Source organism: Undibacterium sp. Rencai35W (assembly GCF_049340185.1).
Taxonomy (GTDB): Bacteria; Pseudomonadota; Gammaproteobacteria; order Burkholderiales; family Burkholderiaceae_D; genus Undibacterium.
In genome coordinates this window covers 40220-53639 of record NZ_JBMPPC010000010.1, presented here as the reverse complement: position 1 = coordinate 53639, position 13420 = coordinate 40220, and the positions used below count along the sequence as shown (strand labels likewise).

Here is a 13420-nt window from a genome sequence, read left to right as displayed (position 1 = left end):
TGAAGGAACCGCTTCCCCACGGATTGTTATGCTCTCTACCGAACAAATACAGCAGTTTCACCACGATGGCTACCTGGTTTTACCAGAGCAGGTCGATGCCGCTACGTGCGAAGCGATCATCGCTTTTGCGCAACAGCAATTAGACGATGATGTCGCGCCGATTGAATACGAAGCTGATACACGTTATCCGGGCGCACCTGTCTCACGTGATGCCGAGGGGGGACTGACGGCACGGCGCTTATTGCAGGCAGTTGCCCGTAGCAAGGTTCTGGCGAGTTGGGTGACGGGCGACGCACTGGTGCCGGTTTTGCGTCAGTTGTTAGGTGATGGATTAAGACTGGTGCAGGCGCATCACAATTGCATCATGACCAAGCAACCGCGATTTTCTAGCTTGACGGGTTGGCACCGGGACAGTCGTTACTGGCATTTTCAGCGTGCTGAACTGGTGTCGGTCTGGCTAGCGTTGCGCAACGAAACAATTGAAAACGGATGTCTGTTAGTGATCCCTGGTTCGCATCGTCTTTCTATCGATGCAGATCAGCTCGATGCCGCACAATTTTTACGTGCGGATTTTCCTGCCAATCAAGATTTGCTCACGCAGGCGCGTCCGGTGACATTGGCACAGGGTGATGTGTTGCTCTTTCATAGCAATCTGTTTCATGCCGCAGGATGCAATCAGACCCAACAAACTAAATTTTCGTTCGTGACGACTTATCGGGCTGCGAACAATCCGCCCGTTGCAGGCTCTCGTTCTGCTAGCGTTGATGAAATTATCTTGTGAGCAGAGCGGAGACCCGCACGCTTGAAAAGTAATCATCCGGGTAGGTGACTTCTGCTTTTAATGACGGATGGCTTTGTGATTTCTGGTGCGTTGCCAGAAGGAGTTCAGCAGCGTTGCCTGATGTACGACAGACGATCGTTTCAAAAAATGAATCCGCAATCTCTATGCACCTTCCAGCACGAAAACACGCCAGAAGGCGCATTTTTATTGGATATTGCTACGCTATAATCAGATTTTATGTCCTCATCAGAGAGCTAAAATGACTCCTTTATTCAAGAAGCTGAATTGGAAAAATCAAGCCGAAATCGTGATTCTGAACGCGCCTGCCAGTTTTGAATCAGAGCTGACCGCATTGACAGCGGCTGAGAACGTCACAGACCTGAAGATACTGCGCAGCGTCAAGGAAGCAAGCGGCATTCACTTTGCACTGGCATTCGTGATCGCTCAAAAAGAACTGGATGAACTGTCCACCGCAATCGCTGCCAAAGCCCAAGGCGACGCGATTATCTGGTTCGTCTATCCTAAAAAATCATCGAAACGCTATCAGTGCGAATTTCATCGCGACAGCGGTTGGGATATTATCCGCACGCTGGGTTATGACAGCGTCCGTATGGTTGCGATTGATGACGATTGGTCAGCGCTGCGTTTTCGAAAAATCGAATTCATCAAGGCATGATGCCCGGTACGTTATCGCAAATGCTGGTAGCGGTATCTCATTGCAGCAGCCCATCGTAGCAGCCCATCGTAGCAGCTACAAGCAGAACTTATACATAAAGGTTAATGAATGATCGCCACTTTTCCGTATCAGGTCAGGCACGAAATCCCCTCCGTCGATACTTACCGGCATTTACGTGTGTCTGCTGGTCTTAGCCCTAAAACGAGTGAAGCAGCGGCACGCGGTTTGCCAGCGAGTTTGTTCGCGGTACAGATTCTGCATGAGGGCGTGCCTGTGGGTATGGGGCGCGTAGTGGGTGATGGCGGCTGTTTTTATCAAGTGGTCGATATTGCGGTCTTACCCGCTCATCAAGGCAAAGGCCTGGGCAAACTAATCATGCAAGAAATCCGCCATTACATTGACACGACTGCGCTACCGAGCGCGTATGTGAGCCTGATCGCCGATGGAAAAGCACAAGACTTATACGCGCAATTCGGCTTTGTGCATACTGCACCGGCGTCGGTAGGTATGGCATTGAAAAAGCCTAGTTAAAATGCGGCTTCTGGCGTGAAAACATGCCAGAAGCCGCATCAACAGTGCGGTATCGGTTTCAGCATTCATCCGGTTAATGAATAAACTGATTCGATTCGCTTTAAATTTTTGTATTAAATTTGTTCCAGTCTGATCAACTCTTCTACCGTCTGGCGGCGGCGGATTTGTTTGATTTGTTCACCATCGACCAGTATCTCCGGGATCAGCGGGCGCGAATTGTAGTTCGATGACATGCTGGCACCGTAAGCGCCTGTATCATGAAATACGAACAGGTCGCCAATCTCACAAGCCGGTAAATCCTGGGTCGTGACTACGCCACCATCTTCTTGTGTAAATACATCGCCGGATTCGCATAGTGGTCCTGCCACGACGGTCGGGCGTAATGCACCGGTACGTGGCGTGCCGTTTGCGGCATAGGTAGTGATGCGGTGATAACTGCCGTACATTGCCGGACGCGCCAGATCATTAAAGCCTGCATCAACCAGCGCGAAGAAATTATTGCCGACTTGTTTTTGTGCGCGCAATTCGGAAATTAACAGACCTGATTGAGCGACCAGGAAACGGCCTGGCTCGATCTCCATACTAATTTTGTGACCCAGATGCGCTTCGATCTCTTTACGCGCTTTGTCCCAAATCTGGAAATAATGATCGGTATCGACCACGGCCTCGCCATCGCGGTATGGGATCGACAAACCACCACCGATCGAAATCGCAGACAAATCGCGGCCGCAGGTTTTGACCTGCGCTATCATCGCGTCGCAGACACTTTGCAAATGGTCGTAATCAACTCCCGAGCCAATATGCATATGCAAGCCGACCAGCGTTAATTGATATTGCTCGATGATGGCCAGACTTTCACCCAGATGTTCAAACCAGATGCCGTGCTTACTTTGCTCGCCGCCGGTATTCGTTTTGCGACTATGTCCGTGACCAAAACCGGGATTGATGCGCAGCCAGACCGGATGTCCGGGATGCGCTTTGCCAAGTTGCTCCAGCATTTGTGGCGAACCGCAATTGACCGGTATGTTCAGCTCGGTTACGCGTTTCAGCGCGTTTCGGTCAAGCAGATCGGCAGTGAAGACAATCGGCGCGTGTTCGCTACCACCTGCCTGTGCATTCGGCGCATAGCCAGCTGCCAGTGCGCGCTCCACTTCGCCGAGCGAGACTGAATCCACCATGACGCCTTCTTCACGCATGAGTTTGAGCAAGTGGATGTTGCTCGATGCTTTTTGCGCAAAACGGATCACATCGAATTGGCGCAGACGTGCGATTTGCTGACGGATGACAGTGGCATCGTAGGCCCAGCAAGGAGTTTGGAACTGCTCGGCGATGTGGGCGATTTGCTGGTGAGTGATCATGATTTCTCTGCTAGGCATAAGTTGAACTTATAGGACTGACGCAAAATTGTCTCTGCTAAGTTGCAGCGAGTCGTACTAAAAAGTACTGTGTTCGTCGCGACGTTTTGCCGGGTTAATTTTCCGTAAGCCCTGATAAGCTAAAAAAAGTACCTATAATGTAACAAGCAATCCCGGTGACATAAATAGCTTTCCATAAGCAAAAACGGGATTGACCAAAGGATTGCCTTGAATTTTTTACTGAATGCTTATGAATCCAAAAATCGACAATTTCGACCGTAAAATCCTGCAACTCTTGCAACAGGATGCACGTATGTCGCATGCGGAGATTGGTCGTCAGGTACATCTGAGCCAGCCTGCAGTGTCCGAGCGCATCAAGCGGCTTGAAAGCACGCAGGTGATCCGGTCATACCGCGCCGAAATTAATCCAAAGGCCCTAGGCTATCAGATCACCGCGATGATACGCCTGTCCACCCAGCAGGGCCGTCCTTACGCGCAATACGTGGCCGACTGCCCGGAGATTATCGACTGTTATACGGTGACAGGCGAAGACGGCGCAGTGATGCGGGTGCTGGCGACAGATGTCGAACATCTGCAAGCGATCATCAATGAGCTCAATGCCTTTGGTTCAACCTCGACGGCGATCGTGCTCACCACGCATGTGTCAGGGAAAACGATTTCTGCACCCGCCGAACGGACTGAATGACAGAATCCTAAGCTAACTCAATCCCAGGCAAGCCCCAAGCATTTTTAAAGCAGATTTAAACCTGATATTTTCGTGGAAAAATCAGCACACCGATTAAGGTCAATAACGCGAATCCGGCACCAGCATAAAAGGTAAACCCCGCACCTAGCTGATCCCAGAGTAAGCCCGCCACCAGACTAGCCAGCAACAGGCCGACGCCACTGATCAGATTAAAAAAACCAAACGCCGTACCGCGTAAATCAGCCGGTGCCGTGGCCGCGACCATGCTCGCCAGCAGACCCTGCGTCATCCCCATATGAATTCCCCACAAGGCAACGCCAGCGAACAGGCCGGTCCAGCTGCTATTGCTTGCCAGGATCAGGTCAGATGCGATCAGCACCACCGAGCCTGATGCCAATAACGTGCCGTGCGAGATTCGATCCGAGAGTTTGCCGAACGGATAAGCGGATGCTGCGTACACCAGATTCATTATGACCATGATCAGCGGCACCCATGCTACGGGTATTGCGAGTTGTTGCGCGCGCAGGATCAAAAAAGTTTCGCTAAAACGCGCCAGCGTGAATACGCCACCGACCACCACGACCCACCAATAACTAGCGCCCAGACGTTGCAGATTCTGACGGCTAATCGGATTGATGGCCGTTTTAGCGGCGCTTGTTTTAGGCTCATGCACGCCGAAAATTAGTAAGCCGGTTGCCAGCAATCCAGGGATGACCGCCAACCAAAATACCCGACGGTAATCATTTGCCCACAACAGCATCAGGACAGTCGCCAGCAGCGGTCCGGCGACCGCACCGATGGTGTCTAAGGTCTGACGCAAACCGAATGCCGCACCGCGGATATCGGCAGGCGTAATGTCGGCGATCAACGCATCACGTGGCGCACCACGTATGCCTTTGCCTATCCTGTCCATCAGCCGCGCAGTCAGCAACAAACCCATGCCTTGCGATACTGCGAATAAGGGTTTGGTCAATGCACTCAGACCATAACCAAAGACAGCCAGACCTTTACGTTTACCCAGGCGATCACTCCATACGCCGGAAAACACTTTCACGAATAAGGTCGTCGACTCGGCCAGCCCATCAATTAATCCAACCACCAAGACACTGATGCCCAGCGTGCCCACCATAAACATCGGCAGCAGGCTGTGAATCATTTCGGAAGAAATATCCATCAGCATGCTGACGAAACCCAGTACCCAGATCGCGCGTGGAATGGTGGTGGTTGATTGGCTCATCTGCAGTCTTGTTTTATCTCAATGAAGTTACAGGGCTGGCTGAGGAGTTAGTGATGCTGAATCAACCAATAAATTGATGAGGAATACGTTCAATTTATTTGTCATATATTCAGGAACTCACTCAAGGGCGCCAGATTTTTTTGCTTTACGCAACGCAAAATTGATTCTATCGATGATGCCGTTATCTTTATTAGCGGCAATCGCGAAATGGATATGGTCGGTACTAAACGGTTTTGGTATCACTGCAAACTTAACACCAGTAGGCAGCGAGGGTTCCAGCATCAGTTTAGGAATCAAGCCATTTATCAGTGTTTCAACCTGCGTCGGATCTGCACTCCGATAACCTAACAGCATGACATCGGTTCGTCGTAGTATCAGTTTTTGTAAGCGCGATACAATCGAGTAGGTATCCTCTTCGAGCGTTAAACCATTTTTTTGCGCTTCAAACTCCTCGCCATAACTGGCGCCACGTACCACGCCGATAGTCTTGGTTTTCAGGTCTTGAATTGACTTGAAAGAAAATACGCTGTCGCTTAAGGTGACCATCCAGATATAGGTCGTATAGGCTGGAATCGAAAAGTGTAAAGTGCGAAGTCGTTCTTTGGTTTTGGATAAACCAAATGCCAATCCCTCACCTTCGGCGATATTTTGTATCAGACGGTTTGACGGGTAGTGCCGGATCTCGAAATCGGCATCGAGCTCTTTTTGTATGTAGGTCAAGGTGGCATTAAAACCAGTATTGGCCGGGACCTGTGTATTTTTCTCAGGATTGGCTTCCCCGATTAATAGAACGATGCGCTCTTTGGCTGACCAGGCCATAGCTGGGGTGCACAACGCAGCCATCGCTGCAACCAGTCGTCTGCGGTATTGATTCGGCAGGGACTGTGGCGACGTGGCTAGAGAAGTTTGCTGTAAATATTGCTGTAATTGTCCCGATTGCATGTTGTACCAGTAAAGTGTTGCCAATTAAATGTGGAGGCGTACCAGAGGTACTGATCTCTGATGCGTTTGTCTCCAGTAAGTTCTTGATTTTCACGCCGACGATATTACCGCATCCTCTGTATAATCAAGGGCTTGAATCAAATTATCTGATTGAGCCTCTATGTTAGCGCCGTCTTCCCCTCGTAAATTCAAGATTTTTTCTGTCTTTGCCGCTGTGGCATTGGTGACGCTTGCTGTTTTGTTTTATCAGTCTTTGTCGAACAAGGCTCCGGTACCGGATGTGACTTTTGTTAATCTGAAGGGCGAAAAAATCAGCACGCAAAGCCTGCGTGGTAAGGTCGTGATGGTGAATTTCTGGGCGACGTCCTGCACGACTTGTGTCGCTGAGATGCCCCGCATGATAGAGACATACAATAAGTATCACCAGCAAGGTCTGGAATATGTCGCCGTCGCGATGAGCTATGACCCGCCAAATTACGTACTGAACTACACCGAGACGCGTCAGTTGCCATTTCAGGTGGCACTCGATGTCGAAGGTAAACTAGCGAAAGCATTTGGTGACGTTAAGCTGACCCCGACTACCTATGTCATCGACAAGCAAGGCAATATTTTAAAACGCTATGTCGGCGAACCCTCTTTTGCAGAACTCCACGCTTTGCTTGAAAAAGCGCTGGCGACCTGAATCAAACCACTGCCTCAGATGTGTTAAAGCGTTACAAAGCTTAAGCGAGCTGTGACGCTTGCTTACATTTTTTCTGCCGTATTTCTACTCTGCGTCTTCCATTCCACCATTCTGATTTTGTTAAGCTGGTGATGCTGTCCTGATGCCATTAAGATTGCTGTGCGGCTAGATAAGCGAAACATTTCCTTACGCTTTTGTACTTGCTGATACTTTCTGTTCTTCCTACTCTTGACACCTCAAAGGGAGGTGGATATGGATACAGATCTGGTGCAGGATGCGATACAACATGGATCGGAAAATGCGAAGCAAAACGCTTCTCAGGTCAGCCCGGTTTCACCCGCCAGTCTGGTCGCTCTGAGCGCGCTGGCAACACTGTCCGCCTGCGGCGGTGGCAGTAGCGGAACAGCCACCGCGATTGGTGGCACCATCAATAATCCCGTCACTGAATTACCGCCTGTGACCAGTAGTCCACCGAGCAGCCGTGACGCCGCCCGCTTCCTGACGCAAACGAGTTTTGGCATACGTTCTCCCGAGGAAGTCGAGCAAGTCCGCAGCAATGGGTTCGAGCGCTGGATCGCGGATCAGTTTAATAAAAGCACCGATTCGCATCTCGCTTATCTGGAGCAACAGCGACTGCGTGAAAGTAATCAGCGCGCGACTGAAGAGATGAGCTATGAAGCGATCTGGCAGCAATGGCTCACCAGCGACGCGCAATTGCGTGCACGTATGTCATGGGCGCTGCTGCAATTATTTGTGATCTCGAATATTGCGCCGGATATCCGTCCATATGCGATGTCGAGCTACATGGATATGCTCAACCGCAATGCCTTCGGCAATTATCGTCAATTGCTAGAAGACGTGAGCCTGCATCCCGCCATGGGTTACTACCTGAATATGCAAGGCAGCGAGAAGGAGGATGCGACGTCTGGCATTCATCCCAACGAGAACTATGCACGTGAAGTCTTACAGTTATTTTCAATCGGTCTGGTCAAGTTAAATCAGGATGGCAGCCAGCAAACCGATAGCGCCGGCGTCGCTATGGCGAGTTATGACGAGACGGTTGTTAAAGGCTTTGCCAAAGCGTTTACCGGCTGGAGTTTCGGTGCGCTGGACAATAATAAACCGGCGCAATTTCATGACTACAATCCTGACGACAATAATCTCTGGATCGTTCCGATGAAAGCCTGGCCAGGTTTCCACTCACCGGACAGCAAGACCTTGCTGAATGGTCGCAGCCTGCCTGCCGGACAAACTCCGGAGCAGGATATGAAGGACGCACTCGATAACATATTCAATCATCCGAACGTCGGGCCCTTCGTGGGCAAGCAATTGATACAGCGTCTCGTCACAAGCAACCCCAGTGCGGCATATATCAGTCGTGTTGCCGGTGCATTCAACAATAACGGTAGCGGAGTACGCGGTGATTTGCGTGCAGTGCTGCGCGCAATTTTGCTCGATCCCGAAGCGCGCGGCGACAATGCGGCAAGCCAGACACGTTTTGGTAAACAGCGTGAACCGGTGATCCGTTTTGCGAATTTTTTACGCGGACTTGGTGCAAAAAGTAAAAATGGGTTCAACAATATTCATTATCTCGACAGCGCCGATGACGCTCTCGGACAAAGCCCTTTGCTGGCACCGTCGGTGTTCAATTTCTATGCACCTGCGTACCGGCCTGCGGGACCTTTGACGATAGCAGGCATGGCGGCACCTGAGTTCCAGATCACGAGCGAAACCACGATTGTCGGGTCACTGAATTTCTTTGCCTCGCTCTTTAACAGCGGCGGTTATGGCTGGGGCGATTCGCGGCTGGAGTTTGATTACACGCCCTTAAAGACGCTGGCGAGTGATGCCAGCAAACTGATAGACCGGATCGACCTGTTATTTTTCAATCAGCAAATGAGTGCCAGTAGTCGCGATCGTTTTAACCGCATGATCGGCGCGATCTCTGTCAAATCACCAGAGCAGCGTGTACAGGCAGTGTTGACGCTGACGGCATTGTCGGCGGATTTCGTTATTCAGAAATAAAAAAAGAAACGAAAAAATAAACGAAAAACCAGAAACTAGAAATCGGAACAATTCACCGATAGCAGTAATGCCGGTAACAGTCGACGATAACGGGTAATGGTAAGCGCTAAGTGATAAGCGCTAAGCCAAGATCGCAACATTAGCAGCACGTATCAATAACGAAAGACCAGGTGACATCATGCAAAGACGCGACTTTCTCCGCCATGTGGCAGCAACTGGACTCGGTGCCGCGCTGGGTCCGTGGGCGCAGATGCAGGCGCTTGCTCAGACGACGACCGGTAGCGACTATCGCGCGATGGTCTGCCTGTTTATGTTTGGCGGTAATGATGGCAATAACCTGATCGTACCGACCGACACGACGCCCTACAGTCAGTATCAGAAAATACGCCCCAACCTGGCGCTCGACCGTAATGCGCTACTGCCGGTCAAGCCGTCCAACACGGGTGGAGCGACCTATGGCTTGCATCCTGCAATGAGCGGTATACAAAAATTATTTAACGATGGTCATGCCGCCGTAGTCGCGAATGTCGGGCCGCTGATCGTACCGACCAGCAAGGCGCAATGGGATGCGCGCAGCGTGCCACTGCCTTCGAATCTGTTCTCGCATTCTGATCAGCAATTAGCCTGGCAGAGTGCGCTGGTTGATGCGCCCGGCCGCAGCGGCTGGGGTGGCCGCCTGCTGGAGCGTACCGTTGCCGAATCCAGCGCCAATCGCGGTTATAGCGCGATCAGCGTGACAGGCAGCAATCTCTGGGAAACTAGTGATAAGAATCTGTCGCCTTACCGCGTTTCTTCATCCGGGAATTTCGGGTTTGATTTTTACAATCCTAATGGCGGCGATCCCTTGTCCGCAGCGATCTCAGAAGTATTAGCCGAAAAACGCAGCGATCCGTTTGAGCAGACCTGGCTCAATCTGATGGGACGCAGTATTGATAATCAACGTATTTTAACGGGAGCCTTAAGCAGCAGCCAGGTTGCTACGGTATTCCCCGACACGGACCTCGGACGTCAATTGCGCATGATCGCTCGTCTGATCAGCGCGCGTGGCAGCCTGGGGCTGACGCGTCAATGCTTCTTCTGTTCTATTGGCGGATTCGATACGCATGGCGATGATCAGCTACAAAGGCAGAACGATAATTTTAATGAGATCAGTGCGGCGGTTGCTGCGTTTTATGCCGCAACTGCGGAGCTTGGTCTGGCGAAGAATGTCACGCTATTTACCGCATCCGATTTTGGCCGTACTCTGACATCGAACGGTGGTGGTAGCGATCATGGCTGGGGGAATCATCATGTTGTGGTAGGCGGCGCGGTTAAAGGGGGGCGTCTGATCGGACGTTTTCCTGAGATGACAATTGGCGGCAGGGACGATGCCGGGCAGGGTTCCTGGATACCAAGTACCGCAACCGACCAGGTCGACGGCGAACTGGCGCGCTGGTTTGGCGCCGATGCTGCAACCACTGATACGATCCTGCCCCGCCTGCAAAACTTTGACCGAAATCTTGGTTTGATGGAGATATAACCGGATGGACGGCGTACTACAGCATGCGTGACACAAACATGCCTCCGGGAGCTTCTAAAAACCTTTTAGCCGATATTCCATAGAAGCGCTTACTCAGGCGTTTTCTCTGTGTCTCCGTACCTCTGTAGTGAGAGGTCTTGGTTTTTTTCGTAGGTCTTATCGATAGGATTTTAAAAGTCCGCATGTCACAACGCGCAGTATTCATGCGGGTTTCCAGCCAATTGCCTTGGAAACCCGCATGAATAGTGCGCGTTGGGCATGCCTGCTTTTTAAATTCAGCGTTTTTTTACAACGATACAACCAATGGAATAGCCTGCGCCGAATGAGCAGATCACGCCAACCGCACCTTTGGCTAAGTCAGCCTGGTGCTTGTGGAAGGCGATGATGGAGCCTGCTGAAGAGGTGTTGGCGTAGGTGTCGAGTATCGTCGGCGATTCTTCGGGTGTTGCATCGCGGCCGAGGATCATGCGGGCGATCAGCAGGTTCATATTGAGGTTGGCCTGGTGTAGCCAGAAACGCTGGACTTCAGGGATCTGGATGCCAGCATCTTGGACGGTGGCGGTGATCGTGGCGGCCGCCATCGGGCAGACTTCTTTGAATACTTTGCGACCTTGCTGACGGAATAATTTGTCCGGTTTGCCGATGCCGGATTCATCGGCACGGTTCAGGAAGCCGAAGTTATTGCGGATGTTGTTGGAAAATTGCGTCTTCAGCTTCATGCCGACAATATCAAACTGGTTGTCGGAGGTGGCGAGGTCGGCGCGCTCCAGCAAGATTGCCGTACAGGCATCGCCGAAGATGAAATGACTATCGCGATCACGCCAGTTCAAATGACCGCTGGTGATCTCTGGATTCACGACCAGGACAGCACGTGCTTGTCCGCTCTGGATCGCGGTGACGGCGGCCTGGATGCCGAAGGTCGCTGACGAGCAGGCGACGTTGATGTCGTAGCCAAAACCCTCAATGCCCAGTGCCTGCTGAATCTCGACTGCCATCGCGGGATAGCCGCGCTGCATATTGCTGGCGGCGCAGATCACTGCATCGACATCGGCAGCAGTGCGGCCTGCGCGTTCTAAGGCTTGGGTTGCGGCAGCGACGGCCATCTCGCACATGACGGATGGCGCATCATCGCTGCGCTCCGGGATGCGCGGCACCATGCGGTTGATGTCGAGCACACCTTCTTTGTCGATGACGAAACGTGATTTGATGCCGGAGGCTTTTTCGATAAAGCCGACACTGGATTCTTCGAGTGCAGTCACTTCACCGCTGGCGATCGCAGCGGCGTTTTGGGTATTGAACTGGTTGACGTAGGCGTTGAAGCTGGCGATGAGTTCTTCGTTGCTGATGGAGAGCGATGGGGTAAATAAACCGGTACCGCTGATGACGACTGTATTCATCTCGATGTCTTTCTTATAATAAGGGAGGCGCAGCAAAAAAATTGCGCGACGATGTCGCTCAATTCTACACAAAATTGCTCCCTTTTAAGGAATTGCATGTCGTGAATAGAGCGCTTGTTCCACATGGCAAGTTATAGTCCCGATTACATAGCGACTATATTGGTGAACTGATTGCGCGTTGTTGATGACTCTGTAAGCTTGTATGAACTAGCTTGCTTTATTTGAGTTGCCGTATCATGGGAAATTGAGCAGGTTTTACTGTCAGGGTCTCGGTCTTGCATTCCGGATGCGAATGCCATTGAGCTTTAAGAAATTGAGGAAAAATTACGATGTTAAGCGCGGCACAAAAAGAGCAGTTTGTCCAATACGGTTATTTGATTTTGCCTGATTTTAAATCGCTATCAGAGATCGCCGCATTGCGTGAGCGTGCGGGTTGTATTGTTGATGAATTTGATCCGTCTAAAAGCAGATCGATTTTTACGACACAGGAACAGGAGAAGGCGACCGATGATTATTTTTTGCAGTCTGCGGACAAGATCCATTGTTTTTTTGAGGAAGAGGCCTTTGACGAGCGCGGTGAGCTGAAGCAGGCAAAAGCATTGTCGATCAATAAGATCGGACATGCTTTGCATGATATTGATCCTGTGTTTATCGCTTTTTCAAGAGATGAAAAACTTGCGCAGATCGCAGCGGATATCGGCTTAGCAGAGCCGCAGATCTGGCAGTCGATGTATATCTTTAAGCAGCCAGGGATTGGCGGCGAGGTGCGCTGGCATCAGGATGCGACGTATTTCGACACCACGCCGGTCAGCGTGACAACTTTTTGGTTTGCGCTGGAGGATGCCTCGCTGGAAAACGGTTGCCTATGGGCGGAGCCGGGCGGTCATCGCACGCCTTTGCGTGAACGGTTTATTCGCGAAGGCAATCAGGTTAGTGTGGAGAAACTGGACGCGATGCCCTGGCCTGATGACAGCACTGCAGTGCCGCTCGAAGTCAAGGCAGGTAGCCTGGTGTGCTTTCATGGATTGCTGCCGCATTACAGCGCACCGAACCGCTCGCCCGTGTCACGCCATGCCTATACCTTGCATGTGACTGATGGGCGTACAGCGTATTCAGCAAAGAATTGGATACAGCGCAGTGCTGAATTTCCGGTACGGGGATTTCGTTAAATTGTGTGTTGACAGTGCGCTTCCCTGATGTAGTGATGTGGACTGGATGACGTCGTCATTTCGCGACCACGATCATTAAAAAAAGCCGTTAATGCAAAACGCATTGACGGCTTTTATTTTTTCAGGATTTACAAAAAACGACCATTGGCCTACCACCATAGAAAGTGAATCCGCAGGCTGGATGCGGCTTTCAAAGACATTTCGTGCCAACAGGCGCACTGCGCTTGCGGCGTTGTTTTGAAAATTTTCTAAAAACCATGTAATCGATATTTCGTGAAATCGCTTACTCCGGCCTTTTCTCTGCGTCTCCGTATCTCTGTGGTGAGAGGTTTGAATGTTTGCGTAAGTCCTGTTTTTCTGGTGGCTGATCATCCCATTATTTAAATGAGATGATCAGCGC

General features: G+C 51.1%; 13 protein-coding genes. 8 read left to right on the top strand and 5 right to left on the bottom strand.

Features of this window, described 5'->3' with window-relative positions; all coding sequences use genetic code 11:
* The first annotated feature begins 28 nt into the window (after positions 1 to 28).
* From ACO0K3_RS18240 to ACO0K3_RS18230, 3 genes are all read left to right on the top strand, one after another.
* Positions 29 to 781: a phytanoyl-CoA dioxygenase family protein gene (locus ACO0K3_RS18240; protein WP_422987076.1), complete on the top strand. Its 753-nt coding sequence runs from the start codon at positions 29 to 31 to the stop codon at positions 779 to 781.
* Positions 782 to 1040: 259 nt separating this feature from the next.
* The gene (locus ACO0K3_RS18235) at positions 1041 to 1457 is read left to right on the top strand and encodes a hypothetical protein (RefSeq protein ID WP_422987074.1); all 417 of its coding nucleotides are present in this window, start codon (positions 1041 to 1043) and stop codon (positions 1455 to 1457) included.
* Positions 1458 to 1565: 108 nt separating this feature from the next.
* Positions 1566 to 1988 (top strand): GNAT family N-acetyltransferase, encoded by a 423-nt coding sequence (locus tag ACO0K3_RS18230; RefSeq protein WP_422961349.1) that lies wholly within the window; start codon positions 1566 to 1568, stop codon positions 1986 to 1988.
* 113 nt (positions 1989 to 2101) lie between these two features.
* On the opposite strand, the gene lysA is transcribed toward ACO0K3_RS18230, so the two are convergent.
* Complete coding sequence (lysA, locus tag ACO0K3_RS18225) at positions 2102 to 3346, bottom strand: diaminopimelate decarboxylase (protein ID WP_422987072.1); 1245 nt, start codon at positions 3344 to 3346, stop codon at positions 2102 to 2104.
* Between the two features lie 247 nt (positions 3347 to 3593).
* Here lysA and ACO0K3_RS18220 point away from each other — a divergent pair, with 247 nt between their 5' ends.
* Positions 3594 to 4049 carry an Lrp/AsnC family transcriptional regulator gene (locus ACO0K3_RS18220; protein WP_422961347.1) on the top strand — a complete coding sequence of 152 codons (456 nt, stop codon included), beginning with the start codon at positions 3594 to 3596 and terminating at the stop codon, positions 4047 to 4049.
* Between the two features lie 55 nt (positions 4050 to 4104).
* Here the strand turns inward: ACO0K3_RS18220 and ACO0K3_RS18215 are convergent, their stop codons facing one another.
* Entirely contained in the window at positions 4105 to 5286 is a 1182-nt protein-coding gene (locus ACO0K3_RS18215) for an MFS transporter (RefSeq protein WP_422987070.1), read from the bottom strand.
* Positions 5287 to 5403: 117 nt separating this feature from the next.
* The gene (locus ACO0K3_RS18210; protein ID WP_422987068.1) at positions 5404 to 6228 is read right to left on the bottom strand and encodes a substrate-binding periplasmic protein; all 825 of its coding nucleotides are present in this window, start codon (positions 6226 to 6228) and stop codon (positions 5404 to 5406) included.
* Between the two features lie 160 nt (positions 6229 to 6388).
* On the opposite strand from ACO0K3_RS18210, the gene ACO0K3_RS18205 reads away from it, so the two are divergent.
* The 3 genes from ACO0K3_RS18205 to ACO0K3_RS18195 all read left to right on the top strand — a co-directional run bounded on the left by ACO0K3_RS18205 (position 6389) and on the right by ACO0K3_RS18195 (position 10454).
* Entirely contained in the window at positions 6389 to 6910 is a 522-nt protein-coding gene (locus ACO0K3_RS18205) for a TlpA family protein disulfide reductase (RefSeq protein ID WP_422961345.1), read from the top strand.
* 252 nt (positions 6911 to 7162) lie between these two features.
* Complete coding sequence (locus ACO0K3_RS18200; protein WP_422987066.1) at positions 7163 to 8935, top strand: DUF1800 domain-containing protein; 1773 nt, start codon at positions 7163 to 7165, stop codon at positions 8933 to 8935.
* A 178-nt stretch (positions 8936 to 9113) separates the two neighbouring features.
* Positions 9114 to 10454 carry a DUF1501 domain-containing protein gene (locus ACO0K3_RS18195; RefSeq protein ID WP_422987064.1) on the top strand — a complete coding sequence of 447 codons (1341 nt, stop codon included), beginning with the start codon at positions 9114 to 9116 and terminating at the stop codon, positions 10452 to 10454.
* Between the two features lie 275 nt (positions 10455 to 10729).
* Here the strand turns inward: ACO0K3_RS18195 and ACO0K3_RS18190 are convergent, their stop codons facing one another.
* Entirely contained in the window at positions 10730 to 11851 is a 1122-nt protein-coding gene (locus ACO0K3_RS18190) for a beta-ketoacyl-ACP synthase III (protein WP_422987062.1), read from the bottom strand.
* A 329-nt stretch (positions 11852 to 12180) separates the two neighbouring features.
* Here ACO0K3_RS18190 and ACO0K3_RS18185 point away from each other — a divergent pair, with 329 nt between their 5' ends.
* Positions 12181 to 13020 (top strand): phytanoyl-CoA dioxygenase family protein, encoded by an 840-nt coding sequence (locus ACO0K3_RS18185; protein ID WP_422987060.1) that lies wholly within the window; start codon positions 12181 to 12183, stop codon positions 13018 to 13020.
* A gap of 75 nt (positions 13021 to 13095) precedes the next feature.
* Here ACO0K3_RS18185 and ACO0K3_RS18180 read toward each other — a convergent pair whose 3' ends face one another.
* Positions 13096 to 13392: a hypothetical protein gene (locus ACO0K3_RS18180; RefSeq protein WP_422987058.1), complete on the bottom strand. Its 297-nt coding sequence runs from the start codon at positions 13390 to 13392 to the stop codon at positions 13096 to 13098.
* Positions 13393 to 13420: the final 28 nt, after the last annotated feature.

Bases quoted from the DNA above. Each gene is read 5' to 3' on its own strand.
- ACO0K3_RS18240 (WP_422987076.1), top strand. From the start codon at position 29: ATGCTCTCTACCGAACAAATACAGCAGTTTCACCACGATGGCTACCTG.
- ACO0K3_RS18235 (WP_422987074.1), top strand. From the start codon at position 1,041: ATGACTCCTTTATTCAAGAAGCTGAATTGGAAAAATCAAGCCGAAATC.
- ACO0K3_RS18230 (WP_422961349.1), top strand. From the start codon at position 1,566: ATGATCGCCACTTTTCCGTATCAGGTCAGGCACGAAATCCCCTCCGTC.
- lysA (WP_422987072.1), bottom strand. From the start codon at position 3,346: ATGATCACTCACCAGCAAATCGCCCACATCGCCGAGCAGTTCCAAACT.
- ACO0K3_RS18220 (WP_422961347.1), top strand. From the start codon at position 3,594: ATGAATCCAAAAATCGACAATTTCGACCGTAAAATCCTGCAACTCTTG.
- ACO0K3_RS18215 (WP_422987070.1), bottom strand. From the start codon at position 5,286: ATGAGCCAATCAACCACCACCATTCCACGCGCGATCTGGGTACTGGGT.
- ACO0K3_RS18210 (WP_422987068.1), bottom strand. From the start codon at position 6,228: ATGCAATCGGGACAATTACAGCAATATTTACAGCAAACTTCTCTAGCC.
- ACO0K3_RS18205 (WP_422961345.1), top strand. From the start codon at position 6,389: ATGTTAGCGCCGTCTTCCCCTCGTAAATTCAAGATTTTTTCTGTCTTT.
- ACO0K3_RS18200 (WP_422987066.1), top strand. From the start codon at position 7,163: ATGGATACAGATCTGGTGCAGGATGCGATACAACATGGATCGGAAAAT.
- ACO0K3_RS18195 (WP_422987064.1), top strand. From the start codon at position 9,114: ATGCAAAGACGCGACTTTCTCCGCCATGTGGCAGCAACTGGACTCGGT.
- ACO0K3_RS18190 (WP_422987062.1), bottom strand. From the start codon at position 11,851: ATGAATACAGTCGTCATCAGCGGTACCGGTTTATTTACCCCATCGCTC.
- ACO0K3_RS18185 (WP_422987060.1), top strand. From the start codon at position 12,181: ATGTTAAGCGCGGCACAAAAAGAGCAGTTTGTCCAATACGGTTATTTG.
- ACO0K3_RS18180 (WP_422987058.1), bottom strand. From the start codon at position 13,392: ATGATCAGCCACCAGAAAAACAGGACTTACGCAAACATTCAAACCTCT.